Annotated in this window: 24 protein-coding genes; 8 read left to right on the top strand and 16 right to left on the bottom strand. The window is 43.7% G+C overall.

The genetic code is table 11. The annotated features are described in order from the left end of the window. Positions 1-96 precede the first annotated feature (96 nt). Both P8F77_RS03265 and P8F77_RS03260 read right to left on the bottom strand, forming a co-directional pair. Complete coding sequence (locus P8F77_RS03265) at positions 97-1,308, bottom strand: zinc-binding dehydrogenase (RefSeq protein ID WP_287520287.1); 1,212 nt, start codon at positions 1,306-1,308, stop codon at positions 97-99. Next, positions 1,232-2,113: a nucleoside/nucleotide kinase family protein gene (locus P8F77_RS03260; protein WP_287520261.1), complete on the bottom strand. Its 882-nt coding sequence runs from the start codon at positions 2,111-2,113 to the stop codon at positions 1,232-1,234. Before P8F77_RS03260 ends, P8F77_RS03265 begins: the two co-directional genes overlap by 77 nt. 211 nt (positions 2,114-2,324) lie before the next feature. Here P8F77_RS03260 and P8F77_RS03255 point away from each other — a divergent pair, with 211 nt between their 5' ends. The 5 genes from P8F77_RS03255 to P8F77_RS03235 all read left to right on the top strand — a co-directional run bounded on the left by P8F77_RS03255 (position 2,325) and on the right by P8F77_RS03235 (position 6,924). Then, positions 2,325-3,086, top strand: coding sequence for a DeoR/GlpR family DNA-binding transcription regulator (locus P8F77_RS03255; RefSeq protein WP_024728568.1), 762 nt, complete (start codon positions 2,325-2,327; stop codon positions 3,084-3,086). A 234-nt stretch (positions 3,087-3,320) separates the two neighbouring features. Next, positions 3,321-4,028, top strand: a complete 708-nt coding sequence (locus tag P8F77_RS03250; protein WP_287520264.1) for a hypothetical protein — start codon at positions 3,321-3,323, stop codon at positions 4,026-4,028. A gap of 16 nt (positions 4,029-4,044) precedes the next feature. Next, positions 4,045-5,160, top strand: coding sequence for a zinc ribbon domain-containing protein (locus P8F77_RS03245; RefSeq protein WP_347256339.1), 1,116 nt, complete (start codon positions 4,045-4,047; stop codon positions 5,158-5,160). A 54-nt stretch (positions 5,161-5,214) separates the two neighbouring features. Then, positions 5,215-6,012 (top strand): hypothetical protein, encoded by a 798-nt coding sequence (locus P8F77_RS03240; protein ID WP_287520270.1) that lies wholly within the window; start codon positions 5,215-5,217, stop codon positions 6,010-6,012. Positions 6,013-6,021: 9 nt separating this feature from the next. After that, complete coding sequence (locus P8F77_RS03235; RefSeq protein WP_270432316.1) at positions 6,022-6,924, top strand: N-acetylmuramoyl-L-alanine amidase; 903 nt, start codon at positions 6,022-6,024, stop codon at positions 6,922-6,924. A 70-nt stretch (positions 6,925-6,994) separates the two neighbouring features. On the opposite strand, the gene P8F77_RS03230 is transcribed toward P8F77_RS03235, so the two are convergent. After that, positions 6,995-7,435, bottom strand: coding sequence for a PTS sugar transporter subunit IIA (locus P8F77_RS03230; RefSeq protein WP_347256338.1), 441 nt, complete (start codon positions 7,433-7,435; stop codon positions 6,995-6,997). A 144-nt stretch (positions 7,436-7,579) separates the two neighbouring features. On the opposite strand from P8F77_RS03230, the gene P8F77_RS03225 reads away from it, so the two are divergent. Beyond that, complete coding sequence (locus P8F77_RS03225) at positions 7,580-7,999, top strand: hypothetical protein (RefSeq protein ID WP_270432311.1); 420 nt, start codon at positions 7,580-7,582, stop codon at positions 7,997-7,999. A gap of 72 nt (positions 8,000-8,071) precedes the next feature. Here the strand turns inward: P8F77_RS03225 and P8F77_RS03220 are convergent, their stop codons facing one another. The 8 genes from P8F77_RS03220 to P8F77_RS03185 all read right to left on the bottom strand — a co-directional run bounded on the left by P8F77_RS03220 (position 8,072) and on the right by P8F77_RS03185 (position 20,497). Next, positions 8,072-9,457: a PTS fructose transporter subunit IIBC gene (locus tag P8F77_RS03220; protein WP_270432309.1), complete on the bottom strand. Its 1,386-nt coding sequence runs from the start codon at positions 9,455-9,457 to the stop codon at positions 8,072-8,074. A 1-nt stretch (position 9,458) separates the two neighbouring features. Then, complete coding sequence (locus tag P8F77_RS03215; protein ID WP_024728575.1) at positions 9,459-10,382, bottom strand: 1-phosphofructokinase family hexose kinase; 924 nt, start codon at positions 10,380-10,382, stop codon at positions 9,459-9,461. Positions 10,383-10,538: 156 nt separating this feature from the next. Then, positions 10,539-11,477 carry a sugar phosphate isomerase/epimerase gene (locus P8F77_RS03210; RefSeq protein ID WP_287520275.1) on the bottom strand — a complete coding sequence of 313 codons (939 nt, stop codon included), beginning with the start codon at positions 11,475-11,477 and terminating at the stop codon, positions 10,539-10,541. Positions 11,478-11,527: 50 nt separating this feature from the next. Further along, positions 11,528-12,532 carry a Gfo/Idh/MocA family oxidoreductase gene (locus P8F77_RS03205; protein ID WP_287520278.1) on the bottom strand — a complete coding sequence of 335 codons (1,005 nt, stop codon included), beginning with the start codon at positions 12,530-12,532 and terminating at the stop codon, positions 11,528-11,530. A gap of 38 nt (positions 12,533-12,570) precedes the next feature. Beyond that, the gene (locus P8F77_RS03200) at positions 12,571-13,980 is read right to left on the bottom strand and encodes a glycoside-pentoside-hexuronide (GPH):cation symporter (RefSeq protein ID WP_287520281.1); all 1,410 of its coding nucleotides are present in this window, start codon (positions 13,978-13,980) and stop codon (positions 12,571-12,573) included. A 315-nt stretch (positions 13,981-14,295) separates the two neighbouring features. Further along, positions 14,296-15,108, bottom strand: a complete 813-nt coding sequence (locus P8F77_RS03195; protein WP_287520284.1) for an AraC family transcriptional regulator — start codon at positions 15,106-15,108, stop codon at positions 14,296-14,298. Positions 15,109-15,239: 131 nt separating this feature from the next. After that, complete coding sequence (gene ltrA / locus P8F77_RS03190; protein WP_347256337.1) at positions 15,240-16,523, bottom strand: group II intron reverse transcriptase/maturase; 1,284 nt, start codon at positions 16,521-16,523, stop codon at positions 15,240-15,242. Between the two features lie 530 nt (positions 16,524-17,053). Beyond that, positions 17,054-20,497, bottom strand: a complete 3,444-nt coding sequence (locus P8F77_RS03185; RefSeq protein WP_287520113.1) for a hypothetical protein — start codon at positions 20,495-20,497, stop codon at positions 17,054-17,056. Between the two features lie 249 nt (positions 20,498-20,746). On the opposite strand from P8F77_RS03185, the gene P8F77_RS03180 reads away from it, so the two are divergent. Beyond that, the gene (locus tag P8F77_RS03180) at positions 20,747-20,986 is read left to right on the top strand and encodes a helix-turn-helix transcriptional regulator (RefSeq protein WP_024728577.1); all 240 of its coding nucleotides are present in this window, start codon (positions 20,747-20,749) and stop codon (positions 20,984-20,986) included. 38 nt (positions 20,987-21,024) lie between these two features. On the opposite strand, the gene P8F77_RS03175 is transcribed toward P8F77_RS03180, so the two are convergent. Next, positions 21,025-21,777 (bottom strand): MurR/RpiR family transcriptional regulator, encoded by a 753-nt coding sequence (locus P8F77_RS03175; protein WP_024728578.1) that lies wholly within the window; start codon positions 21,775-21,777, stop codon positions 21,025-21,027. Between the two features lie 151 nt (positions 21,778-21,928). Between P8F77_RS03175 and P8F77_RS03170 the strand changes: the two genes are divergently transcribed. Then, on the top strand, positions 21,929-22,786 hold the full coding sequence (locus P8F77_RS03170; protein ID WP_198959580.1) for a tagatose bisphosphate family class II aldolase: 858 nt from the start codon (positions 21,929-21,931) through the stop codon (positions 22,784-22,786). Between the two features lie 54 nt (positions 22,787-22,840). On the opposite strand, the gene sdaAA is transcribed toward P8F77_RS03170, so the two are convergent. The 4 genes from sdaAA to P8F77_RS03150 all read right to left on the bottom strand — a co-directional run bounded on the left by sdaAA (position 22,841) and on the right by P8F77_RS03150 (position 26,191). Next, positions 22,841-23,731, bottom strand: coding sequence for an L-serine ammonia-lyase, iron-sulfur-dependent, subunit alpha (gene sdaAA / locus P8F77_RS03165; protein ID WP_270431105.1), 891 nt, complete (start codon positions 23,729-23,731; stop codon positions 22,841-22,843). 11 nt (positions 23,732-23,742) lie between these two features. After that, complete coding sequence (gene sdaAB / locus P8F77_RS03160; protein WP_024728581.1) at positions 23,743-24,405, bottom strand: L-serine ammonia-lyase, iron-sulfur-dependent subunit beta; 663 nt, start codon at positions 24,403-24,405, stop codon at positions 23,743-23,745. A gap of 258 nt (positions 24,406-24,663) precedes the next feature. Further along, entirely contained in the window at positions 24,664-25,695 is a 1,032-nt protein-coding gene (locus tag P8F77_RS03155; RefSeq protein ID WP_347256336.1) for a galactitol-1-phosphate 5-dehydrogenase, read from the bottom strand. Between the two features lie 25 nt (positions 25,696-25,720). Further along, positions 25,721-26,191, bottom strand: a complete 471-nt coding sequence (locus P8F77_RS03150; RefSeq protein ID WP_270431104.1) for a PTS sugar transporter subunit IIB — start codon at positions 26,189-26,191, stop codon at positions 25,721-25,723. Positions 26,192-26,298 lie beyond the last annotated feature (107 nt).

Raw genomic sequence — 26,298 nt, 5'->3', positions numbered from 1 at the left:
TAAAAACATATATTGATATTTTTAGGTACAGCTCTCCCAGGAGAACAAAGTGGGCAAGCCCTGAAATTAAACAGGGCTCTTCTTCGTCATTCTCTCTTACTCTTCCGGTGCTAAAGTGTCGAGTAAATATTCTTCCGCCTCTCTGCACCAAACATTATTGTTTGCCTTGCATATCTCTGCCAGATGTGCAAACATCTCGTTCTCTTTTCCCAATTCCTCAAAATCTTCAATGGCAGTCAGTTCCATCTTGATATGTGGGTAGATCAGTTTTTTGCCTCCCGGAAGCTTCGGCAGATTCAGGATCGTATCCGGTGCCGCGTCAATGCCTCCGATATGTGTAACCATGTAAGACGGATTGATCTTTCCTGCCGCAGACAGTTCCAGAGACTCGATCATATCCACAGGCGCTCCTCCTGAAGTTCCGCAGATGTGGGTTCCTTCGTAGTGGACATTGTAGAAATTATATTTTGCCTTGAAGTTGTTGTCCGTAGGCCCTGCAAAGAAATTCAGGCAGCCGTCGTTTCCTAAAAGATCGTCTCCCATCTCGATGAGGGATTCCACCGGTGCGAATACGAATACTTCATCATATCCCTTCCCACCGTTTAATTCTTTCAGTTCTTCTGTCGCATTTTCTTTTCCTGCGGTGTTCACATAAATGAGTTCCACACCTTTAGAAGCCGCATCCTCCGGAGTAATCAGGGATTTTGCTCTCTCAAGCCTTTCTTCATTGATGTCCGTCACAACGATGCGCTTTGAATGATACGGCCCGTTCAGTGCATAATCAATGGCTCCGATCCCCATCGGACCCGCACATCCCAGAAGAGCCACACTTCCCCCGTCCTTTAATCCCATTCTGTGTTCATACACATACGGTGTTGTGTGGTAGGTAGCGTGAAATGCTCCGATGATACATGACATCGGCTCTGCCAGAGATGCATTTGCAAAATAATCACCGTCATACAGAAGTACACATCCAATGTCGATGGAAACCTTCGGAATAATACAGTAGGTTGCGTTTCCTCCATAGTATTCGTAGCTGTATCCGGCAGAATATCCGCTCGGAAGTCCCATAGCCGGCTGGAGTACGAATTTTTCTCCCGGCTTGAAGCGGTCTTTCAGCTTTTCTCCCACTTCTACGATGTATCCGCCGAACTCATGGCCGGTAATCGTCGGGTGCTCCGGACTCAGATCATCCGGCACCCTCTTGTGCTCCCCGCCCCTCAGTGCCGCCTTATAAGTTGACAGGCAAATGCTGTTTGACACAACCTTTACCAAGAGTTCCTCTTCTCCGATTTCCGGAAGGTCCACTTCCTTTACATAAACCTGATTTTTCCCTGCAAGAACTGCCGCTGTTGATTTCATCCTTTATCCTCCTCGTATAATCTCCGTCTGCTTCTACCTTTAACATCAAATCCCCATCCAGAGAAGTCTCCAAAACCCTTCTCACATTCACGCTGTCGCTGTTTATGTACCAGTCTTCTGCCTCTTCTCTCGTAAGGCCGCCCTTCATCTTCCTTCCGATCAGCCGTTCCTTTAACGTCTCTTCTTCAGAGCGGATTAATATCGTATAATCTGCGGTATCCTTTAATGTCTTCCACGGCTCCTCATCAAGGAGCAGCCAGTTGCCTTCGATCAGCACAATGTCCTTCGTAATTTTTTCCAAATCTTCCACCACATCGTGGATGTTTCTGTCATATATGGGCCAGAGAATATCTTCTTCTTTGATCCTTCCAAGCTTCTCCTCAAGCTTCCCGGTATTATAAGTTTCAGGACATCCCTTTACTTTCTTCATAGGAACTTCTTTTCCCATCACGACCGCATTGTGGGTATTAATGTAATCTGAGTGGTAGTGAAAACCATCCAGTCCTATCGCCTGTATCTCTGTCAGATCTTCCTGCTGCACAGCCAGATATTCCAGAAACTTGGACAGTGTTGTCTTTCCCACTGCCGGCGGCGCCGCCAGAAATACGATCAGTCTCCGGCCCAGTTTTTTCTGCATACCGGTGAATTTTCTCAGCATGGGCAGGAAAATGGTTTCTATGGCTTCCTCGCTGTAAACCGTATTGATCTGAAATCCATTGACATCAAACACATACTCTTTCCAATTTTTCATGATCTACCTCATTAAATTTTGTTTACGTTGTTTTATGTCCGTTTATTTTTGTTTTATGGGTAAATTATATGATTTTTTCCTTGTTATGTCAATACTCTGACATAAATTACGTTTGTTTTTGTTGTTTTGTTTTTGTTTTTGTGGATTTAAATTTGAAATGAATTTGAATTTCTGTTATGATGAGTGTAACAGTAAAAAAGGAGGAACGGACATGGGAAAACTTCTCGCAAAAGAACGGCAGAAGGAAATCGTCGAATATATCAACAGTACAGGAAGTGCTAAGATCGGCGATCTTGCAGATAAATTTGAAGTGACAAAAGAAACCATCAGAAGAGACCTGACTCATCTTCAGGAGATCGGGGCTATAGAGCGCAGCCACGGGGGCGCCACCCTGGTCTCAAGCTTCCGCCCGATCCCCATCGAAACACGGGTCAGCGAAAACAGCTCCGTAAAGTATGCCCTCTGTGAGAAGGGATTGGAATTGATCCCGGAACAGGGTGTCATTTATCTTGACGCCGGAAGCACAATGCAGTGCATGGCACAGCTTTTAAGCCAGAAATCCGGTTATACCATTGTGACCAATGCCATCAACACCACTTACCATTTAAATAACGGCAACAATGTGACCATCTTAACCGGCGGCCAGCTGAACCCGAACAATATGTCCACAGAAGGGTTCCAGACCACCAACTTTATCAACACTATCAAGGTAGATATCTCATTTCTGGGGACCAGCGGATTTGAGCAGCACAACGGGCCGGCAGTCTCAGAATTCACAGATGCACAGATCAAGCAGGCCATCATCCCACAGTCTAAGATCATTGTTGTCATCTCTGACAGCTCCAAGGCCCATATCTGCTCTTTAGTACAGTACGCTAACTGGAAGGATATCGACTACTTTATCACGGATAAAGATCTGCCGTCTGCTGTTTATAAAACACTGAGTGAACTCACGGAAGTTATCTTGGTGTGACATTTTCCACATGATTTCCGTTCGGCTCTTAGAATGCCTCACTCCAATCATGTAGAACACGGACGCAGTATCTGCTAGATAAGCATGTCAAAACAAAAGGTTTCATGCAAAGACAATTTTGCATGAGACCTTTTTTTATTCATAAAATCGTTTTACAAGATGATGAGGTAATTGAAATTTTAGTCAATTATTGGTATAATAATACAGTTACAAGAGAAAAGGGAGGAATTATGTATGAAATACTGTAAATTTTGCGGAAAAAGGTTAGAAGACGGGGAGGTTTGTACTTGTCAGATCAAAGAAGATGAAACAAGTTTCTTTCAAAATATTGATAAAAATAATATTTCAAGCGGAATAAAAAAAGTACTAGTGAAACCTGCCTCCGGAGCAAAACAAATTACTGCATCGTTTTCGCTGAAAGAGAGTGCAGTAACTTGGCTGGGTGAGGGCATTATTACAGGCATTTGTTTGATGATACTTGTATCATCCACTTTAGGATCATCATATTTTGGACGTCAGATGGTCTCTTATCCAAAAATATTTTTCTATGCACTTTTGTTTGTCATTGGAATGAACGCACTGACGACACTTGTGCTTTGGGCATTGGAAAAAATGATAAGCAAGAGTGACGCAGCCTATGTTGATTTTATGACCGTACCGGCAACAACAGCAGCAATTAATATTCTATTTTTAGTACTAGGTATCATCTGCCTGTTATTAAATCCAGGATTCGGTATCCTTGTTTTCATCAGCGGGAAGCTTGCTTCTACTTTTTTGATGGGAAAAGCGGTTGATGAAGTGAAAGGCGCAGATAAAGAAAAAACTATGTATATTCTTGCGGTGGTATTTATTGTTGTGAGTCTTGTTTTATATATTGTTCTTAAAACATCTCTTACCAATATAGTAAGCAGCTATGGAAGAAATATGTTTATGGGATTATAGAGGAGAAGATAAAATTATGATTTGTCCAAATTGTGGAAAAGATGTACCCGACGGAAATTTTTGTGAAGAGTGTGGTTCCTCTTTGCATATAAAAAAAGAAACAAAAAGAAAACCGGCAAAGACAAAAAAGAAAGGGGAAGAATTCTCAAAGAAAGGTAAAACCATTATTGGAATTCTTATTTTCATTTTATGTATCAGTGTTGGTTTTTTTTACATAGAAGGAAGTAAATTTAATACCGCCGAAAAAACAGCGGAGCAATATCGTAAGTATTACAACAATCAACAGTGGGATAAAATCTATGACATGACAAATATCACCGAAACAGAATTTATTACGAAAGCCTCTTATGAAAAAATCATGGCAAATGTAACAGGTGAGTTAGGTGAGATCAATAGCAGTAATGATAAAGACTCAGCAGAAAAACAGGTTTATTTTGGGTCTGATTACTACTGCAATGTTCAAAAGTTAAATAAAAAAAGATATTTTTTCTTTGACCAGTGGGAATTAGCTGACTTAAAGGTTGATACTGTCCAAGTAGAAATTCCATATATTCAACAGTGTCCAGTTTCTATAGACGGAACTAGGATCAAAGATATTTATCTGAAAGAAGAGGAAGATGAAAAATATTATGATATTGAAGTATTAGAAGGCAATCACACTGTAACCTTTGAGGATAAGGATGATTTTTTATCACAAGATACTTATGAGTTAAACACGGGTTCTTTAAAAGAACTTTCACTTAAGTATAGCAATAAGCAAGTTCAGGCAGCAAAAAACACAATGATAAATTTTTTAAAAGAGTGGACCAACTATCTGGGAAAAAAAGATGTTTCTGCTGATGAGATCCAAGATTATTTCTATTCAAAAGAAGATGCGGAAAGCTTTATCTCTTCCTATACTGTTTATGGAGGTACCAAGAACTCCAAAGCAGACATTCAGACTCAGCCTAAAACAGGTGAAATTATGGAAAGTCCGGCAAAGAACTTTAAGGAGCCTTATATTTCATTTAATGCAAGTTGTGAATATACTTATACAAACGAACTCTGGGGACAAGCTACAAAAGATACGCTCTCCATTGATGAAGATTTTTATATGGTGTATGTGGATGGAGCCTGGAAAATAGCCATGTAATCATAATGCTTTTGATAAAACAGTGATACATTTGAGAAAGAAATGGAGATAAATATGAGACAAAAAGAAAAGAAAATCATTCTTGGTTTAAGCATTGCAGTCGCTTTATCCATTATTTTAAATATTGTTTGCTATGTGTCTGCAAATAAAGAACAGACGCCAAGCGCTCCCACAGTTGATAACGTCACAACTGAAAACACAGCTGCAGAGGAAGAAAAAACTACGGCAGCAAAAAAGACTACATCCGAGTCAGCTACAGAAAGAAAAAACAACGATAACACCAATAGTAAAATTGCAGTGGATGTCAACAGTACCAATGACTACAGCAAATGCCTAAATACCCAATTATATAAAAAGGTAACTTGCAATACCAGTGGGGGATATAGCTTTGTGTATCCTAAGAACTTCTTCAACCGTGTAGATATTAATAAAGATGGGAAATATGTTTTTTCGGCAGACGACGGGGTGACTGAATATACTGTATTTTCTCAAAAGGCAACCGCTGGATCCGCGCAGCAGGAAGTAAAAAATCTGGCGGAAGATTATAAAGATGAATTCTCCCACTTTTATTTTAAGTTTCCAACAGAGGGGGTTAAAAAGTCAGGAGCCTTTTGCAGAAAAATTTATGGCGGTCACTTAAATAGTGATAAAACCATAGGTCAATATATGATCATTGCTTCTAATGGAACCTATGATTACATTCTTAAATTTAAATATAAAGCAGATGATAAGAGTGATAATCCAAAGGGCCAGGCAGATTATATGGCTGACTGTTTTTACCGCGGAGCATCTTTCAGCGGTTCAACGAAGGAAATCCGAACATACAATGAATTTCTGTCTGACGAATCATAGAGGCTGCCCATGAAAAAACTAACATTCTTTGTTTTTGTTGTTTGTGGTGTGCTTATCTTTTTAATCTATGCAAAGAAAATAAATGTGCCGAATAAAACGGATAAAAGGACAGCTGCGAAGGCAACCGAAGTGACAGTTTCAAATAAGGATAAGGTTGAGAAAGTGAGAATAGAAATCGATCCCGGACATGGCGGTGTTGATACAGGTGCCCAGATTACAGCAGATGGGACAGTAACCTATGAAAAAACCTTAAATTTAAAATTATCTTTGTACTTGAAAACAGAGTTAGAAAAATATCAGGGAGTTACTGTTTCTATGACTCGCAAGACAGACAAAAATATATCTTTAAAGAAACGAGTAGAAAAAGCAAAAAAAGATCAGGCGGACGCATTGATAAGTATTCATCATAATGCCAAAGGCAGCATTGTTAATGCAAAAGACGGCGCTTACGTTTTGGTTGCCAGCGGAAATGAAAAAGAAAATCTGGCACAAGAGGAAGAGCAATTAGGTGCAAATATATTAAACCGCATCAGTGAACTTGGGCTGAAAAACAGAGGGCTGCTGCGTAGATTGTCTGAGACCAGGAATACCTATAGAAATGGCAGATTATGTGACTATTATGCGATCGTAAAAGGTGGAATTAATGAGGATATGATCGCTATTATTATTGAACACGGATATATGGATAATATAGATGAATTTCAATCATATTTTTCTTCCGATGAAAAAATTCAAGAAATGGCTGAGAAGGATGCCCAAGGGATTGCTGATTATTTTCATCTGCTAAAAGACTCGCATAAGGCAGCTAGAGCAACAATCAAAAAAAATATAAAAATAACAACAGTAAAAGATCCTAAAGGAAAAGACAATACGTATCAAACCAGGTCTTATCAATTAAGTGTAAATCAATAAAATTTTTGAACCTGTAAACGTTCTAAAAAAGCGGCAGAAATAAATTCCGCCGCTTTTCTGATATCTGCTATTATAAAGTCTTTAACACATCCATAACCTCTCCTGCAGTATTGGCTGCCAGAAGCTTCGCTCTGAAGTCTGCTTTAATCAAATTTCTTGAGAGTGTCGCCAGCGCCTGTAGATGCAGATTGCTGTCTGTATCGGTTGCCGCTATCATGAAAATCAGGTGTGCTTTTGTCCCGTCCTCGGCTCCGAAATCAAATCCTTTGTCAGACTTTCCGAAGGCCACCCGTGCAGTTTTTACTGCTGCGGTCTTGGCATGCGGGATCGCAATGTCAAATCCAAGTCCTGTGGAGGACTGTTCTTCTCTGGCATAGATCGCTTTTTTATAGTCGTCCTTATCAGCGAGCACTCCGCCTTCATCTAAAAGTGTTACCATTTCTTCAATGATCTGGTCTTTTGTCTCTCCCTGTAAGTTTAGATTTATTGTTGACTCATCAAATAATTCCATAATATTCATGTCATCACCCTTTCAACTATATTCATAATTAATATAATTTTAAATAACTATACATTATTTTGTAATATTGTTACTATATACTATTATTATGACAAATATATATACTATTTACATTAACTAAAGGAGAATCCGTCTATGAAAAAAATTACAAGCTATCTTTTAACTTTATTAATGGTTTTTACCTTAGCTGTTATACCTTCACAAAACTCTGTTAAAGCAATAGATTCTGATACATATAAAGATAAAACTCACCAATATTGTACTAAAATCAAAATCAAGCAGTACTATAGTTATAGCAAATGCAAAAGTATTGTTAAAAAAGCAAAAAACTACAAAGCAGCTACTCCTTATGCAAAAAACATATTAGCTCAAGGAAGTGCAAAAATTCCACTTAGTATTTTCTTAAAAAGCTTTAGCAATAGTTGTACTCAAATTAAAAATTTTTATCAAAAAGCTGTAAATAAGAAAAAGGGTGTAGAAATTAGTTACACGTATCACATTGGCAATAACTCAGCTGCTCATCATGCAGTAAATTTCACTAAAAAATATAAATAATTAATAATGATATATATATTTGTCTTACAAAGACACAATATACTCTGAGTATATTGTGTCTTTTTTATCTAATTAATTTGCGTCTACATTCTTTGCAGTAATTATATAAAGAAATGCACCAATAACAGATCCTACTAAAATACATCCAACCCATAATAACGGATGGTTTACTAATCTTAAAATTAAGAACCCTCCATGTGGAGCAGGAACCGTAATCTTAGTAATATAGCTTAAAATTGCAGAAATAGAAGATCCAATCATCAGAATTGGAAGTACTCTTACTGGATCTTTCGCAGCAAAAGGAATTGCTCCTTCTGTAATATGAGTACATCCTAATACATAATTTACCAATCCAGCTGCACGGTCAGCCTTTGTAAATTTCTTTGGCGCAACAGTAGCAGCAATTGCAATAATAAGTGGGGGTGTTATACACGCTGCAGATACACCAGCCATAAAATAATAGTTACCCTGTGCTAGAAGCGCTGTTCCTGTTACATAAGCTGCTTTATTAACTGGACCTCCCATGTCAAATGCAGACATACATCCTACCGCAAGTCCTAAGATAATCGGGCTGGAATTCTGCAATCCAGCTAAGAAATCCATCATTCCTTTATTTATACTTGAGACTGGATCTGCTGTTACCTGCATTACTATTCCTACAATTGCTACTGTAATAATCGGAATAAAAAAGATCGATTTTAATCCCTCCAATGCTCTCGGAAGTCCTTTTAAAGCGTTTACAACAAACTTACATAAGTATCCTGCAAAGAAACCTGCGATGATGGCTCCGATAAATCCAGACCCTGTGGTGTTGGCGATCATACCGCCTACAAAACCTGCGATCATACCCGGACGGTCACCGATTGACTGGGCGATGAATGCTGCCAGCACAGGAACCATCATTCCCATAGATGTACCGCCGACGGTCTTGATAGTGGCTGCTATTTCATTATACTGAGCATTTGTAGGGTCTGCTGAATAAATACCCCATAAGAAAGAGATGGCTGTCAATACACCACCGGCTACAACGAACGGAAGCATATGGGAGACACCGTTCATCAGATGCTTATAGATCTGATGTCCAATAGAATCTTTTCCTTCTTCTGCTTTCTTTTCGCTTCCGGCTGCCTTCACTTCCCCGCCTCTTACTGAAACGTTTCCATCAAGCATCTTCTGCACTAATTCTTCCGCTTTGCTGATCCCGTCTGAGACCGGCACTTCTATGACTGGTTTTCCGTTAAAACGGTCCATGTCTACATTTTTATCACAAGCTACAATAATTCCGTCACATTCAGCAATATCCTCAGCAGTCAATTCATTCTCGACACCAACAGCTCCGTTGGTCTCAACTTTCATTTCAGCGCCCAGCTTTTCGGCAGCTTCCTTCAAAGCTTCCTCCGCCATGTAAGTATGGGCGATCCCGGTTGGGCAACCTGTAACACCTAATAGTTTTTTCATATCATTTCTCCACCTTTCTTATTTTGATATTGTGAAAGTAAGTATCTACTTTGGCAAAATCACCGAGTGCGTTGCTCTCCGCCACATTTGCCCCTGTGGCAGCCGAACGCTTCAATGCATCCTCAACATTTTCCGGATGATCGAGCCAAAGGCTTAAAAAGCTTGCCAATGCGGCATCTCCCGCACACGCCGAGCTTAATAACTTAACCGGCTGGGAAGATGAGTAATACACATCTTCTCCGTTACTGAAATACGCTCCTTTGCTTCCGAGCGTCAGCAGTACATTCCTGGCCCCCTGTTCTTTCAGAAAGGTAAGGACATGCAGAATGTCTTCTTCGTCCTTGATCTTGATCCCGAAGATCTCTTCAATCTCTTCATCGTTTGGTTTGATCAGCAAGGGCTGGTATTTTAATAAGTCTTTGAGTTTCGGGGAGCTGATATCCAGCACCACATCAATGCCCCTCTTTTTACAGATTGACATAATACTTTCATAATAACTCGGTTCGATTCCAGGCGGAAGACTGCCGCTGATCACAAGGCAGCTCAGATCTTCGGCTGTCTCAAAAAGATTCAGCATTTCTTCCTGCTGGTCTCTTCCGACAAACGATCCGCTGTTGACAAATTTGAATTCGCCCTCTCCATCATTTAAAAATATATTGATCCTTGTTGTGTCACCGACCCAGACCGGCTTGACCGCCACCTGTCTTTTTTCCAGTTCCTCTACAATATATTTTCCCGAAAATCCTCCAAAAAATCCAGTAACCGTGGAATCAACCCCATAATGCTTTAATGTCAGCGTGACGTTGACACCTTTTCCATTGGGAGTGTAAACCGTATCGAATGTGCGGTTTACTTTTGCACGTTCCATTCCTTTTGTGGAAATGTTCATATCGATGGCAGGATTTGTAGTTAACGTATAAATCATACTGCTCCTCCATAGAATACAATCTCTTTTTACAGTCTTTATTATAGACAAGTATTCCATGAAAATCTTTTCATATCCTGAAAACGCATTCCGGCCGGACAAAACACCTGTATATGAAGGCATTCTGTCCGGCCGGGCTGATATGGTTTCTTTTATTTATTTGATGATCGTCTGCTTCAGAGCGTCAATGGAAGTCAGGACACCTGCCTCAGTACTCATGGTGAGATCTTCCATCTCCAGTGACACATATCCGTCATATCCCATCATTCCGCACACGGAGAAAAATTCTTTCCACCACTGCAGGTCTTTTCCGCATCCCACAGCCACATAATTCCACGTACGGTCAGCGACCTCTGTAACTGCTTTCCACTCCGGCAGGCCGTTGATATCCGCCATCCCTCTTTCAATTCTGGCATCTTTACCGTGAACATGGTAGATCGCGCCTTTAAGCGCCCGTGCAGATGCAATCGGATCGGCTCCCAAGGCAATTAAATGAGATGGGTCCAGATTGATCCCGATGATCGGGTCTACCGCCTCCCTCAGTCTCCAGAGTGTCTCCGGATTATACACCATCTGGCATGGGAACTCCTCGATGGCAATCTGTTCGATCCCATATTTTTTGCAGTGTTCCACAAAATCTTTCCACCAGGCAATGGTTGTTTTCCACTGGTATTCTACTGTGGGCTCCATATAGGCCGTCATGGTCACACTTGAGGTGATCCAGTTAGGCGTTGTGTCATTTTCATTGCCGGCAGGCAGGCCTGACATACACACGATCTTTTTCACACCCAGCCTGCTCGCAAGAATTACACAGTCATACATAGAATCTGAATATTCTTTTCCCAGCTCACAGGGCCATAGCTGGTTGCAGGAAGTGTTAAGCGCTGCGATCTCCATCCCTCTTTTTTCTAACTCTGCCTGATAAGCCTTCAGTTTTGAATCATCCTCCAGCAGTTCTTTCGTAGGACAATGCGTGCGGGCTCCCCAGCCTCCGGCCGTCATTTCCACTGCATCGATGCCCAGGGATCTCACCTTGTCAAGCATCTCCGTATAATTTAATTCTGCAAATACATCTGTACAAATCGCAAGTTTCATCAGCTTTCTCCTTTTTTAAATGATTGATTATCTATTACCTACAGGACATTTTACTTATAGAATTCCGGCATTTCGTCATATTCAATGGTCACAACCGTCTGTGTATCCCGGGCTTTGGATGCGGCCTTTGCAGTTACCTGGCCCACATATCCATCCCAGGCACCCGGTCCATCCACACGCCCTTCCCTGCAGGCATTGATCCACTCCTGGAATTCGATATTATACGCATCAATAAAACGTTCTGACCAATCGTGGCAGATCGGTGTTATCCGGGAATCGTTGCTTCTTACCATCGTGTTGGCCGGCTCCGGAAGATTCAAAGATCCTTCTTCACACACGACTTCACACTTGATGTCATATCCATAACGGCAGTTCACAAAGGATTCCACATCGATCCTGACACCTGATTCGGTTGTGAGATACATAATCTGGGGATCTCTAAGCTCCCCTTCTGCGTTGCGTGTTGTCTTCGGGAAGACCACCTCCGCGGTCTTATAGTTTTCACCAAGCAGCCAGCGGAGAACATCAATTTCATGGATCATAGAATTTTCAACAGGCATGGAAGTGGTAAATCCCGGGGCATCATAATTTCTATGTGCACAGTGGAGCATCAGAGGCATTCCGTATTCTCCGGAGTCAATGAGGCTTTTCAGCTGGCCGTATCCCGGATCATACCGGCGCATAAATCCAACCTGAACCAGCTGTTTTCCTCCTGAGATTTCCGCCTCCACGATCCGCTTGCATGCATCTGCCTCCGGAGCCAGCGGTTTTTCACAAAATACATATTTTCCGGCTTTGATGGCAGCCATCACATACTGTTCATGGAACGGATCCAGTGTTGTGACAATGACTGCATCGATGTCCTCTGAAGCGATCATCTCTTCTCCGCTGTCATAAGCAGCAATGCCGTACTGCTCTGCCACAGATTTGCAAAAGTCCGCATTTACATCGGCGCATGCTGTCACTTTTCCTCCCTGCAGCTTTGTGTTGATCCGCTCAATGTGAGACCTTCCGATGGCTCCTGTTCCTACAAGTCCGATTCTTAATTCTTTCATTTTCTATCTCCTTTTCTTATTCAATAGTTCTTTTCTTCTTACATTTCTCCCCGGGATTCTCTCTCTGCCAGCTCCGCCATGATCTTCGGATAGATTTTATCCAGTTTATAGAAGATGAGGACAACCAGCGCGATGATCCATATAAACTCGGTTCCGTATTTGTAAATGGCCATGATCATGTGTTTCGCCGACTCCGGCTGTACTGCCCCTCCTGTGGAAGAGCTTATGTATCCGCTGGCATTGAGAAGCGCACTGATCAACGCACTCGTACACCCGACTCCCAGCTTAAATCCCAGCGATCCGCCTCCAAAAATAAGGCTTTCCTGGCGGATATGGCTTTTCCACTGTCCATATTCGATCACATCTCCCATCATTCCAAACACAACGGCTGTCAATGGAGCCTCCCCGAGCGCACGCAGGATGCAAGTCCCAAGTGCCAGCTGATAGCTGTGCGGATCAATAAAGAATAGTGCCTGGGAACCCACTGCCAAAACACAGCCTGCCAGGGAGAGATCCCTTTTGCTGAACCGTTTCAGCAGGAGCGGACATATCAGTGCTCCGGCGATCAGCGTAACCGCCTCAGCCATATATAGAGTGCTGTACATCCAGCTGTCATTCCCGAAAATATATTTACAGTAGTATGGAAGCACTGCCCCCACTAACGTCTGATGCACGCATGTCACGGTCCATAGAAGCAATGTCGCCCAGAAATACGGATTGCCCGCCAGGGCTTTTGCTCCTTTTTTAAAGGAAACCTTCGGAGCCTTTCTTTCTGTCTGGATATGGACCTGTTCCTTGCAATTCTTAAAACATATGATCAGCATTATGAATGCGATCACACACCACAGCATCATTGCTTTGATCCATGAGGACTGTGTATCTCCAAAAAACTTCACCACCGGCATTGTAAATGTAACAGCGATCAGCCTTCCCACCGGCGCCATTGACATGCGGACCACTGAGAGCAGGTCTCTTTCATGTGATTTCCTGGTCATCATTGTCGATAAGGTTCCGTAGGGAACATTGATCGCCGTATAGCAGACTGTTGTGCAGAGGTTGTATGTCACAAAAATATACCAAAACTGGATGGTTGCACCGGTCTGAGGCACAGCGAACATGGCGATGGCGCACAATACATAAGGCACAGACATCCAAAGCAGCCATGGTCTGGCCTTCCCCCACTTCGATTTTGTTTTATCCACAAGGATCCCCATGATGATATCCGATGAGCCGTCGAAAACTCTGGAGATCAGCATGACAAGACCCACTGTTGCGATCGGGATTCCTGCATAATCTGTGTAGAACAGAGTCAGCAGAGCATTGATCATCCCACATACAATATTGCATGCAGTATCTCCGCATCCATATGCAATCCGGTTCCGCCAGGTAAGTTTCACAGCTCCGTGTACCTGTGCTGTTTGCTGGTTGTCCAAACTGTCTTTCCTCATATATTCACCTATTCACTTTCCTTCCTTTCTAAATCCTCACAGTGTTTGTTTACTTTGCTTATTATAACTTCAGGTACAGTACATTTATTGTGTATATTGATTAATCCCAGCCATTACCTCAAGCAGTTTAAGTTATCCGTTCATGAACTTTAACTATAATAATCTTATCAATTCCACACAGAATTCGTTATTATTTTCTTGCCCTGTTTTCAGCTTATTTTTAAATGGATAATGGATTTGTTATAAAATCTTGCAAATCCTATGACATAAAAAAGACATCTGCTAAAAAAGCAGATGTCTCTCTCCACGACAAGGTTATTTAAAGTGACTCCGGTATTCTTTTGGTGATATTCCAATATATTTTTTAAACATTGCACTGAAATGGCAGCTGCTCCCGAACCCTAAATGCTCCTCGATCTCATGGATTGGTATGTGTGTATCTATAAGCAGCGTCTGGGCTTCCCCGATCCTTCGGTGGATCACATACTGCATCGGCGAGATCCCTGTTTCTTTTTTAAACATGTGGGAAAGGCCGGAAGGGCTGATATAAAACATTTCACTGATCTCTTTTAATGTCAGTGGCTGTGTATAGTTCTGATCAATATAATCCGTGATCCTCCGAATCAATTCCTCTCTCTTGCTGTTTCCCACTTCCTTGCCGCTGACCGCATCCTGATCGAGTTTTTCCTTGACGATCAAAAAAAGCGCCTGCGCCAGATGCTGGCAGACCTCCTCATGGGAAACATTTTCTGTAAACAGCTCATATAAAGTCTTCATCAGATATTTGATATGGTTCGATGAGCCGCCCATGTGGATCACCGGCTTATATCTGGGATCAAGCAGATAATTGTCTGGAAGGCCCGGAATGGAAATACCATTGAGGGCGCAGCAGTAGGTCTGAATGTTGTGCTGCTGAAACGGTGCCTCACCGTGCAGGATCCCTTCATTACAAATAACAATATCCCCCGGTACCACTGCATACTCTCTCTTTCCTACCATATAACGGCCCTCGCCGCTGTCTATATAAAGGATCTCAAGAATTCCTGAGTGTTTGTGCAGCATGTGGGCGTGGTTCTGGCTGTAATTTTCATCGATGAAATAAGTCTGTATTAAATTCGGCATACTCATAAGAAATCACACTCCAATACCGTATCATTGTGTTTTTCTTATATTATAACATGGTTTACTTCAACAATCGAGTAGGGGAGATTAAATCTCCCCTCTCACACCACCGTACATGCCGTTCGGCATACGGCGGTTCAACATAACTTCAAAGCATGACGTTCCATGTAATAATCGTAGCAACTCACAAGCCCTGCCTGTTTCAGCTTTTCTTTTGAGATTGCCCTGACTACACAGGTTTTCGTTACTATCCATTGATAGTGGTCTCCCATGTATGATGTCTGTCTTGCAAGGTCTTTTCCTATACCCAGCTTCTGCAATCCCCACTGCCGTTTCTTCGGTACTTTCCATTGTTTCCAGATTATTACTCGCAGTCTTGTACGCAAATGTGCGTCTATGTCGGTCATTGCTGTTTTCATCCTACCTATTGCAAAGTAGTTTATCCAACCTCGGATTACCCTGTTGAGCTGTTTTACCCTTTCCGCAAACGCCATTGATTTTCTTCTTTCTGTCAGCTTCTTTAACGTCCTCTTAAATTTCTGCACAGAATCCTTGTGTGGTCTGCACTTCCATTCTTTCGTCTTGGAATCTTTCCAGAATCCAAAGCCGAGATATTTGAGGTTCATTGGTCTTGTTATGTGTGTTTTATCTGCTTTTACTTTCAGACCAAGCTTCCTCTCTATCCAGTCCGTTATCGAATACATAACACGTTTGGCACTTGCTTCGCTTCTGACTGCTATTACACAGTCGTCAGCGTACCTCACGAAGCGCAATCCACGTCTTTCCATCTCTTTATCCAGTTCATTCAGCATGATATTAGACAATAGCGGCGACAGATTGCCACCCTGCGGCGTTCCCTGTTCTGTTTTCTCATACCTGCCCTGCACCATGACTCCTGCTTTCAGATATTTCCGTATCAGCGATTCCGTATCTCCGTCATTTATGATGTTGTGGACAAGGCTCATCAACTTATCCTGCGGTACGTTATCGAAGAATTTCTCTAGGTCTATGTCCACTATCCACTCATATCCCTCATTGAGGAACATGAGCATATCTTTGATAGCCATTTCACAGCTCCTGTTTGGACGGAATCCGTAACTGTGGTCTGAAAACAGCGGCTCGCACATAGGGCTGATTATCTGTGCTATACCCTGCTGGATTACCCTGTCCATGACTGTCGGTATTCCAAGTTTTCTTTTGCTTCCGTTAGGCTTCGGGATTTCTACACGCCTCACGGGTTGAGGTTTGTAACTCCTTCCTCTGATTTGCTCCCTGATACTGTTCCAGTTCTTACGGATAAATCCATCAAGTTCTTCCAGTTCCATGCCGTCAACGCCGCCTGCACCCTTATTGGCACAGACTTTCTTATATGCTTCGTTCATGTTCTTTTTCTCCAGTATCTTTTCCAACAATTCCGACATACTTTGTGTGCTTCGCTCCTTTCCGCTCCCTGTGATTTGTCCTATGTTTATGCGTTTACAGCTCATATACGTTTCGCCTACATCCGCTTGTCGAATACTCACAGGTACATACATTCGTCTGCACGGTTACATTGTTCAGCCCTTCAGATTTCTCCTACTATGGCTTCTGCTGACTTCTCACAGTTCGTTGTTACTACGGCTGATGAAACCGCCTGTGAGACCTCACGGGATAAGTCCGTGTTCTTTCCTCGTCTACCCTCCCGATTTACGCACATGGGTTACGGCTACCTTTAGGGCTTCGTTGCTTTAAGTCAACTTACCCACCATGTACGCCTTAATATCGGGTTTCTGTCCGTAGGGCTACGATTTCGCTATCCCTTCTTCTCGCCCACATCTCACGATGCAAACCTTGGGAGTCGCTTACAAGTTCGTCGGTAGCTACGCCTATGTGGACTTGCACCACAGAACACGGACATGCCCGTCATACGTAAAAACGGCCCCGGATACACTGTCCGGGGCCAATCATTACATTATTTTGTTTTTGTCTTCTTTACCGTACTCCATGCACCGTAGTATGTCTTTCCTGCAATTTTCTTTGTTGCACGGATGCGTACATAATAAGTCTTCTTCTTTGTGAGTCCCTTTAATGTGGTGCTTGCTGTTTTTCCTGATTTGATGGTAGCCTTCTTCACCTTTTTGGTAAAGCCTTTATTCTGTGCAGCATATACCTGATAACCTGTCGCACCGGAAACCTTCTTCCATTTAATTTTCAGCTGGCCCTTCTTGGATGTTTTCTTTGCGCTTGTCAGGGAAGCTTTGGAAACCTTTACTGTGATTTTGAATGTCTTTGATACACTTCCAGCATAATTTCCTTTTCCAGTCACGGTCACTGTTGCCGTTCCCGGGTTTTTGTTGTTTTTGTATGAAAGCGTGTAGTCTGTTCCGGATTTTAAAGTCCTGCTGCCGTCTTTTACTGTGACAGAAGTCGTCAGATTCTTTCCGGTATAGGTCTTATCTGCCGCGGTCACTTTTGCACCTGCGATGGATTTCGCTGAGATCTTAAAGGTCTTTTCTGCTGTTCCTTTGTAATTACCTTTGCCGGTCACTGTCACTTTGGCAGTTCCCGCATTGATATTTCCTGTATAAGCTGTATCATAATCTGTGCCTGCCTTTAGAACTCTTGACCCGTCTGTAACTGTCACAGCAGGTTTTAATTCACCTCCTGTGTAGGTCTGATCCGCAGCTGTGATCTTTGCATCCCTCAGATCCTTTGCAGTGATTTTAAATACAGTCACAAATGTACCTGTATAATTTCCTACTGCATCTGTGTATACAACTGCCATTCCCGTATTTACATTGTCGGCATAACGGTTTACTGATGGATATGTAGATTCATCTTCCTCGTTTATGGCGCTTAAGTTTACAGCCGGTTTGATCTCTGAACCTGTGTACACCTGATCCTCCAGCATATACGGAACCGTCAGCTTTCCAGCGGCATTGGCAGGATTTACTGTAAATGTCTTCTTAATGGTTCCTGTATAGTTGCCGATTCCATTGATCTCGACATCATATGTCTGTGCATTCAGCATCTCAATTCCGGAATTTAATACGACGGTATAATCCTCCTCCGTCAGTCCCGTTACCTCTACTGTTGGTGTCTGCCCGCTTCCGTTATAGGTTACGGCATCCAATCCTGTTACTTTGTCACTGTAGTTTTCAGAAATATCCTGCGGAGTGATGGTAAACTTAATCTCTTTTGTACCTTTATAGTCCGCGCAGGAATCCAGTATTTCTACGGTGACACTTGCATTGTCTCCCGCCTTTGTTGTATTTTTATAAGATCTGATACGGTAGGCATCCTTCGGGATCACACTGCCTTTTCCGTCTGTCAGCTGGATATCTTCTGCAGCCGGTTTCTTGGCTGTTCCGTCATAAATATAGGAAGTGGTGACTTCACCTTTTACAGCTTCATCTGAGATATCCACAGCCGCTGTGATCTCAAATGATTTCACCGCTGAATCTTTATAGTTGCCGCCTTCCTTTGCAGTGATCACGAATTTATATTGTCCTGCATTCTTTAGGTCAGCCGCACCATTTTCTAATTTTGTTCCGTCTTCCGTCTGATATTCCAGAGTGTAGTCAGTATCTAGAACTAATTCTGTATCACCGTCTTTTACCACGACCTCTGGTTCGTCAATTGCTGAACCGTCGTCCTTTTGGCGGTATTTATCCTGGATGCCTTCAATGGAAACATCTGAGATCGATTTTTGAGTAATGTTGTAGGTAAGAGCCTCCGCTGTCTCACCTGCCACGGTTCCTTTATAGTTTCCCGCTCCTTCTACCACAGCCTTGATGCCGTTTTCCGCTTTGGTTCCTTTTAACTCCTCCGGTTTTACTGTGAAATCATCTGAAGTTAATGGTGTGCTGTCATCCCCCTCTTTCACGATGATATCTTTTGCGGCCGGAGCCTGAGCTTTTCCATTATATACAAATGATGTCTCTGCACCTTCTGCGAATGCCACTTTATAGCTGCTGATATCACATGCTTCAATTGTATATTTTACCTCCAGAGGATCACTGCCAGTATATTCATAATTTCCACCCCCGACGGTGACGGCTGCAGTAGGAGCCGCTTCAGCATCTGCTTGCGCAGCATTGACATTATTTTTATATTCTACTGAAAAATCTGCAGCTTCTAATGTCTTTTCTTCTCCGTCTTCATATGTAACCTTAATGCCAGGCTTCTTTTCCGTTCCGTCATAAGTGATATCCTGACTTTCATCCTCCAGCTTTACGGTCATTTCTCCTACTTTTTTCGGAGCAATGGTAAATGTCACGCTTCCCTTTGATCCTTCATAATCGCCGGTTCCGGTGATCTGGGCTGTGTAGGTTCCGGCGTTGATCAACTCTTCCGGCTCTACTGTATCTCCCTCTGCTGTTTCTCCTTTGTGGTAAGTAACAGTGTAATCTGTGTCACCTGACAGCTCCTTATCGCCGGACATGACGTTCAGTACTGGAGTCAGAGCTGATCCGGTATAGGTAAGATCTGCTGTCTGATCGGCTGTCAGACTCTCATCCGCTTTTGCTGAAATCTTAAAGCCGGAAACCTCAACCTGTTCACTGCTGTCAGCATAATTTCCGCCTTCTGCACCTGTGATCACGGCCTTTGGTGTATCTGTTGTTTTTGTATTGTCGGACCACTCCACTGTATAATCTTTATCCCTCAGAATCTGTCCGTTTACTTTTACGGTTACCGAAGACTTGCCGGGCACCACAGGTTCCCCTGTATAAGTGAAATCACCTGAGACACTTACTTCCGGGCTTTTCCCTGTTAAACTTGCTCTCTCTATCTCATAGCTTCCCGCAGCTGTTCCTTCATAATACTTATTGTTCACACCCGCCGTCACCGTCACAGTTCCGGCATTTACTGTATCCTCACTGTATTCCGGTATTACAGTTCCAAACTCTTCCTCAGAAAAATCAAGACCGTCAATCTTTTTGATGGAGAGCTCATGGCTTTTTCCATCATATGTCTGTTTTTCATCGGAAAACGATAATTTTTTGACCTCTTTTTTTCCTACAGTAAAGGATGCCTCTGACGTGGTCTCTCCGTCTTCTGACGTCTCCGTCACTGTATAAGTGTGTCCTACCGTTTCTTTCCCAGAGATATCTATAGAAGACTCCTCACCCTCAATGGCTTCTCCATCCTGTTTCCAGCTGTATGTACTTTCATCTGTAGTTCCCTCCACTTTGACAGTTGCTCCCCAAGGAATGGAAGCCCCATTCTCATAGGCTGCTCCCCCAACGGAGAAGCTCAGTCCTTCCGTCGCTCTTTTCACTGCCTCATTTACTGCCTTATTTGAGACTGGTCCTGCAGCAAAAGCCGGTGCCCCTGTCGAGCACACCATTGCCATTGATAATGCCAGGCTCACTGCCGATTTACGAAGACGTTTCCCCGTAAGCTTCTTTTTCATACTACGTACCTCCTGTTGTTTACATTGTTTTGTTTCAATCCATATCTGTTTATTCGATACAAGAATATATTATTCTTAATAAGAATAAATGTCAAGTTTTTCTACCTCCTCTGAGAAATATTACAATGTAAGAAAACCAAGTGATTCTGTACCCTTAGCCTTAATATTCAATATTGGAATAATTTATATCATCCTATCATAAATTATATATCTTTTTTTTGAGAGAATCATAGTATGGAGGTAACAGAAATGAAGAATATAAAGTTCATCCGGGTTTCCAGGGATATCACCCAATTAAGAGTACAAATGGAGACCGGAATCAGCCAAAGTACTATTTCAAAATATGAGACAGGGGAATCAATCCCTACAGTTGAAAATCTGCTGCTTTTAGCAGATTTTTATAATACCAGCCTGGATTATCTGATGGACCGTACAGATGCTGTCACACCTTATCCGAAGAAGTCGTCTTCCCCTGGATATCATGAATAGAATACAAGAATGGACAAAAAATAAGGCCTCTTTGGGCCTTATTTTTTATGGTCTATATTCTCGACTAAAAAGTCTACGAGGATTCGGCACATAATGTACAGCGGAAGCCTGGACGTTACCTCATAGTTTCTTATTGCAATGTGAGAGTGTTTGTATCCGAGCCATGTATAATCTGAATACTCAAATAGCTCACTGGTACTGCTGCAGCAGAGCGTGATCACCTTGCAGCCTCTGAGTTTTGCGTTCCTGGCTGAGTCGATCAGCTCCTTGGTCTCCCCGTTTAACGACAGGATGATCACAACCTCATCTTCCTGTAAGTTCTTTGACATGATCCTCATGATCTGCGGGTCTTCCACATCCACCACAAAAAAATCCAGCACCTGAAGCTTCATGCTCAGCTCCTGCGCCACCAAGTGTGTAGGCCCTCTGGAAAAGATCAGAACCCTTTTGGCATCCTTCATGGCATGCAGAATATCCAGCACATTGGGAATGGACATATGCTCAATCACGGAAGTCGCCTCGATCAGAGACTTGTTCATGATTTCATTCAAGTCTTTCACTTCTGTATCTTCCGTCTTTGCCGTTAATTTATACCGCAGCTCGTTAAACCCATTGATCCCGCATTTGCGGATGGCTCTGGACACGGTTGCCGGGGAGGAAAATGTTTCAAAAGCAATATCTACTATGGACAGGTCTGAAAGTTTGTCCTCATTGTCATTGATATAGTTGACAACTCCCAATTCGGTCTTGGACAGATTTTCTGCAATCTTGCTGTTTATTTCAATAATCATCACTCGTCCCTCCTGTCTGTGTGAAAGATCTTTTTTATTATACATGATTTTCATCCGTTTTCATAACCTGAAAAGATTTTCACCCCCGGTTTTTTTATAATGTAAATGGTTAAACTAAGACAAAAAGCAGGAAAGCTTTAGGAGGATGAATATGAGTAAGATGGTATCAACCAGACATATGTTATTAGATGCACAGGAAAAACGATATGCCGTGCCGGCATTTAACATTCACAACTTAGAGACGATTCAGGTAGTGGCAGAGACTTCTGCAAAGCTTGGCTCTCCGATCATTCTGGCAGGCACTCCGGGTACATTTTCTTATGCAAACCGTGATTATCTTCAGGCGATCGTCGAGACAACTGCTAAAAAATATAATGTTCCGGTGGCACTTCACCTGGACCACCATGAAGAATTTGACGGTATCAAAGAATCCATCGACCTTGGCACAAAATCTGTTATGATCGACGCTTCCAGCCTTCCATATGAAGAGAATATAGAAAAAGTAAAGAAAGTCGTGGCTTATGCTCATCTCCATGATGTTACCGTAGAGGGAGAACTCGGACGTTTAGGCGGACGCGAGGATGACCTTGTGGTAGACGAAAAGGACTCCATGTACACAAATCCTGCACAGGCTGCCGACTATGTAGCCCGCACGGGCATTGATTCCCTGGCTGTAGCCATCGGTACCGCCCACGGTTTATATAAAGAGGAGCCAAAGCTTGACTTCGACCGTCTGGCAGAGATTCGTGAGGAAGTATCTATACCGCTTGTGCTCCACGGTGCATCCGGTGTCCCGGGCGACGCTGTAAGACGTGCGATCGAGCTTGGAATCTGTAAGGTCAACATTGCTACGGAATTAAAAATTCCTTACTCTCAGGAACTGAGAAAGACCCTGGTTGAAAATCCGGATGCCAACGATCCAAGGATTTACACAAAGGAAGCAAAAGAAGCAATGGCAGCTGTTGTGGAAGAAAAGATCAAGATGTGCAACAGCCAGAACCGTTACTAAATTAAAATAAAGATACTTATACCCGGCCTTAACATTTACAGGCCGGGTATTTTTTTAACATTGGGGAGTCTGATTCCTCTGGGCCAGATCGAGAGCGACCCTTTTTCCGGTCTCTGTGACGGCAAGCCCTGCCTGGCTTGTCTCTTTGAGTCCTCCCGGCATCATTTCTCCGATTTCTCCCATGGCATCGATCACCTCGTCAAATGGCACTCTCGTAAGAATTCCAGCCATCGCCATGTCCGAACAGGCCACTGCGCTGACGGCTCCCGCCACATTTCTTCTGATGCACGGAATTTCCACCAGTCCTCCCAGAGGATCGCAGACCAGTCCGAGCAGGCTTTTCATGGCAAATGCTCCTGCCGAAAGGATCTGTTCATTACTTCCTCCCCGAATGGAGGTCAGCGCCGCCGCGCACATAGCAGACGCGGTCCCAACCTCCGCCTGGCAGCCGCCCTGTGCACCGGAAATACTGGCTCTGCGGGCAATGACCTGACCGGCTCCAGCGGCCATGAAAAGCCCCTCGATCATCGTTCTTTCCGGTATCCGATAAAACTGTTCATACGTCAGAAAGACTGCCGGCACCACGCCGCAGGCTCCTGCCGTGGGCGCAGCCACAATCCGTTTCATGCAGGCGTTGGATTCTCCCATTTTCAATGCTCTTGTGACGACCATCCCCATAAAGCCGCCGGAGACGGCTTCTCCTTCCCGGACAAACCGATGCATGTTTGCACCGTCACCGCCGGACAGGCCGCTGAAAGATTTTAAATTCTGCTCATAGTCCTCATCTGCCTGTTTCATGGCATGATAACGCTCCCTCATCTTATCCATTGTCTCCTGCATTGATACACTGCGCTCTTTCATGTCTTCCTCCATGATCGCTTTCCAGAGAGGAATCCCCGCAGCTGCTGCCGCCTTTTCCATATCCGCCATCGATATAAAGCCCATGTTCCTTCACCTCAATCCATGCCCGCCAGACTGGCGGCTTTTTGGATTCCTTTCATCTTTTCGATCTGTCTCACCGTTTTTTCCGGTATCTCTTGATCACATTCCAGCACCATGACCGCACTGCCGTTTCTCCGATCCCTGGAGAGCCGCATGGACGCTATATTTATTCCTGCGTCTGCAAGCAGAGATGCAGCCGCAGACACATGTCCGGGGCTGTCCTGGTTGTGAACGATCAGTACAGGCATATCACCGGAAAAAGACGTGTAAAGACCATCCATCTGACAGATCTCCACTCTTCCGCCTCCGGGAGAGCTCGCCACGATTTCAAGTTTTCTTCCGCTTTCTCCTGTGAGGCACAGCTTTACACTGTTTGGATGAACATCTTTCAAGTGCGCTCTTCCAAACGTCCATTCCATTCCCTGTTTCCGGGCCAGCTCAAGGCTTTTCGGAATCCTCAGGTCATCCTGTGCCATTCCCAAAAGTCCCGCGATGACTGCCCGGTCTGTGCCGTGTCCGATACCGGTGGCAAAAAAAGAACCGTGAAATAAAATCTCGGCCTTTTGAACTTTCTCTCCTAAAAGCTTCCTGGAAATCAGGCCAATCCTGACAGCTCCTGCCGTGTGGGAACTGGACGGGCCTACCATAACCGGCCCCATAATGTCATACAAATTCATGTGTTTATCTCCATTGTTTGTTTTTTACTTTTCATCAGTATGTTTCGTTTTTCTGATTTTATGAATAATCTCAATCTTTGAGGGGCTTTTAAACTTTGCGTGCCAGATGCGATTTGACGTAGTCAAATGATTTCCTTACGCATCTGTGCACAACCTGCAGAGCGTTTTTATTTCATGGGGAAGGTCGCAGAACTTTCCTACTGAAATGAAAAAGTCTGTATCCTCCTCCGACTATAGGAGTGATACAGACTTTTATTTTTAAGGCCGGCAGACGGCCTTGCATATGGTTATTTCTCTGTTATATATCTGGTCAAACAATTCCTTCAGGTGTTCAAGATCGGCGCTGTGGGTGATCAGGTCGTCTACTTTCAGACTTTTATCGGCGATCCTGTCCGCGGTATACTGCCATTCGTTGAACGGAAGGTCATTATAGTAATTATTCCACACCCCGGTAAGCCGTAACTCTTTCCTCAGTATCTGGCTGTGGCTGTCAAGTTTGAGCACTGTGTCCTGATGAGGATTTCCAAGAAGCACCAGCATTCCAAAAGGTTTTAAACATTCCACTGCCTGATTCCATGCCGGAGAACTTCCGGTCCCTTCGATAACCGCGTCCGCCATGTGTCCTCCGGTCATTGCCCGGATCTGTTCCGGTATCTCTCCGTCCGCAGGACTTATGACTTCCAGTCCTTTTTCCCTGGCAAACTCTGTTTTTTCCTCACTGATCTCCACCAATACGGCCTGGATGCCGAACAGTCCGCACCAGCGGGCCGTCAGGATGCCGATGGGCCCTGCACCGAAGATCACTGCCGTATCTCCGCCTTTGATCTCCCCCTTGCGAATCGCATGGAGGGCCACACAGGCAGGCTCCACAAGAGCCAGCTGTTCGGCAGATACCTTTGTATTTTCAGGGAATATAAGGTGTTTCCTCGAAGGTAGCAGACAGTACTCGGCAAAGCCGCCGTCCGTTCTGGAACCCAAATTCTTGTAGCTCTCACACTGGGCATACTGGCCGATCCGGCAGCTGGGGCATTCCATGCACGGAACCACCGGATAGACTGCTCCGGTTTTCCCAATAAGTTCCTGATCCTCCTCACTTCCGGCACTCACAACCGTGCCCACGTATTCATGTCCGAGGGTAACCGGATAAACCTTTGTTCCCAGCTCATAGACTCTGGGAATGTCGGAGCCGCATATCCCGCAGGCTTCCACCTTCACAAGGATCTCGTGTCCCTGCGGCTTTGGAACTTCCACTTCGTCCAGTGTAAATTTCCCTATTTCATGAAGTCTCATAGCTTTCATCCCTGTATCCCCCATTCTATAAGAGACCGGCGACATCCACAACCTTGTCGGCAGGAATCACCTGAATCTTCACCTGGATTCCCTGATCCAGAAACTTTCTGATGGCATCCCGTTCCTGCGGATCAGCTGCAATATTTTTATACAAAGTCTTTCGTTCGCCGCTGATTCCCATGCCTCCGATGTTGATCTCAGGAATATGAGCCCCCAGGTCCACGATCTTTTCATAGGTCAGCGGTGTCTTTGCCAGTATGATGGACGGGACTTTCAGACCGTCTTTCAGCGCTTTTGCCGTCTCCTCTACAGAATAGACTTTCACCTTTACCCCTGCCGGAGCCGCCATGGTGAGCACCTGTGTCATAAACGGGTCCTTTGCCACCTTATCATCTGCGATTAATATTTCTTTTGCAGGCAGAAGCTTCATCCACGCGGTCATCACCTGTCCGTGAATCAGCCGGTCATCTACCCTTGCAAGCAATAATTGTTCCATCTTTGTATCCTCCTCGTATAATATCTTTTAGATACATTAAATGTACCTTGATAACTGAATAAAAATTGTTCAATAGGCTTAGTAAAGCCCATGGTATAATTGTTCCC

Source organism: Anaerostipes sp. PC18 (genome assembly GCF_039789045.1).
GTDB lineage: Bacteria > Bacillota > Clostridia > Lachnospirales > Lachnospiraceae > Anaerostipes > Anaerostipes hominis.
The sequence above is the reverse complement of the archived record's forward strand: the minus strand, read 5'-3'. Positions and strand labels throughout refer to the sequence as shown.

Coding starts and splice junctions, on each gene's coding strand:
- P8F77_RS03155 (WP_347256336.1), bottom strand. CDS start 25,695: ATGAGACTTCATGAAATAGGGAAATTTACACTGGACGAAGTGGAAGTT.
- P8F77_RS03180 (WP_024728577.1), top strand. CDS start 20,747: ATGAAGAATATAAAGTTCATCCGGGTTTCCAGGGATATCACCCAATTA.
- sdaAA (WP_270431105.1), bottom strand. CDS start 23,731: ATGGGCTTTATATCGATGGCGGATATGGAAAAGGCGGCAGCAGCTGCG.
- P8F77_RS03260 (WP_287520261.1), bottom strand. CDS start 2,113: ATGAAAAATTGGAAAGAGTATGTGTTTGATGTCAATGGATTTCAGATC.
- P8F77_RS03200 (WP_287520281.1), bottom strand. CDS start 13,980: ATGAGGAAAGACAGTTTGGACAACCAGCAAACAGCACAGGTACACGGA.
- P8F77_RS03230 (WP_347256338.1), bottom strand. CDS start 7,435: ATGGAATTATTTGATGAGTCAACAATAAATCTAAACTTACAGGGAGAG.
- P8F77_RS03150 (WP_270431104.1), bottom strand. CDS start 26,191: ATGGAACAATTATTGCTTGCAAGGGTAGATGACCGGCTGATTCACGGA.
- P8F77_RS03255 (WP_024728568.1), top strand. CDS start 2,325: ATGGGAAAACTTCTCGCAAAAGAACGGCAGAAGGAAATCGTCGAATAT.
- P8F77_RS03185 (WP_287520113.1), bottom strand. CDS start 20,497: ATGAAAAAGAAGCTTACGGGGAAACGTCTTCGTAAATCGGCAGTGAGC.
- P8F77_RS03170 (WP_198959580.1), top strand. CDS start 21,929: ATGAGTAAGATGGTATCAACCAGACATATGTTATTAGATGCACAGGAA.
- P8F77_RS03225 (WP_270432311.1), top strand. CDS start 7,580: ATGAAAAAAATTACAAGCTATCTTTTAACTTTATTAATGGTTTTTACC.
- ltrA (WP_347256337.1), bottom strand. CDS start 16,523: ATGTCGGAATTGTTGGAAAAGATACTGGAGAAAAAGAACATGAACGAA.
- P8F77_RS03195 (WP_287520284.1), bottom strand. CDS start 15,108: ATGAGTATGCCGAATTTAATACAGACTTATTTCATCGATGAAAATTAC.
- P8F77_RS03210 (WP_287520275.1), bottom strand. CDS start 11,477: ATGAAACTTGCGATTTGTACAGATGTATTTGCAGAATTAAATTATACG.
- P8F77_RS03205 (WP_287520278.1), bottom strand. CDS start 12,532: ATGAAAGAATTAAGAATCGGACTTGTAGGAACAGGAGCCATCGGAAGG.
- P8F77_RS03220 (WP_270432309.1), bottom strand. CDS start 9,457: ATGAAAAAACTATTAGGTGTTACAGGTTGCCCAACCGGGATCGCCCAT.
- P8F77_RS03215 (WP_024728575.1), bottom strand. CDS start 10,382: ATGATTTATACGTTAACTACAAATCCTGCCATCGATATGAACATTTCC.
- P8F77_RS03235 (WP_270432316.1), top strand. CDS start 6,022: ATGAAAAAACTAACATTCTTTGTTTTTGTTGTTTGTGGTGTGCTTATC.
- P8F77_RS03245 (WP_347256339.1), top strand. CDS start 4,045: ATGATTTGTCCAAATTGTGGAAAAGATGTACCCGACGGAAATTTTTGT.
- P8F77_RS03175 (WP_024728578.1), bottom strand. CDS start 21,777: ATGATTATTGAAATAAACAGCAAGATTGCAGAAAATCTGTCCAAGACC.
- P8F77_RS03250 (WP_287520264.1), top strand. CDS start 3,321: ATGAAATACTGTAAATTTTGCGGAAAAAGGTTAGAAGACGGGGAGGTT.
- sdaAB (WP_024728581.1), bottom strand. CDS start 24,405: ATGAATTTGTATGACATTATGGGGCCGGTTATGGTAGGCCCGTCCAGT.
- P8F77_RS03240 (WP_287520270.1), top strand. CDS start 5,215: ATGAGACAAAAAGAAAAGAAAATCATTCTTGGTTTAAGCATTGCAGTC.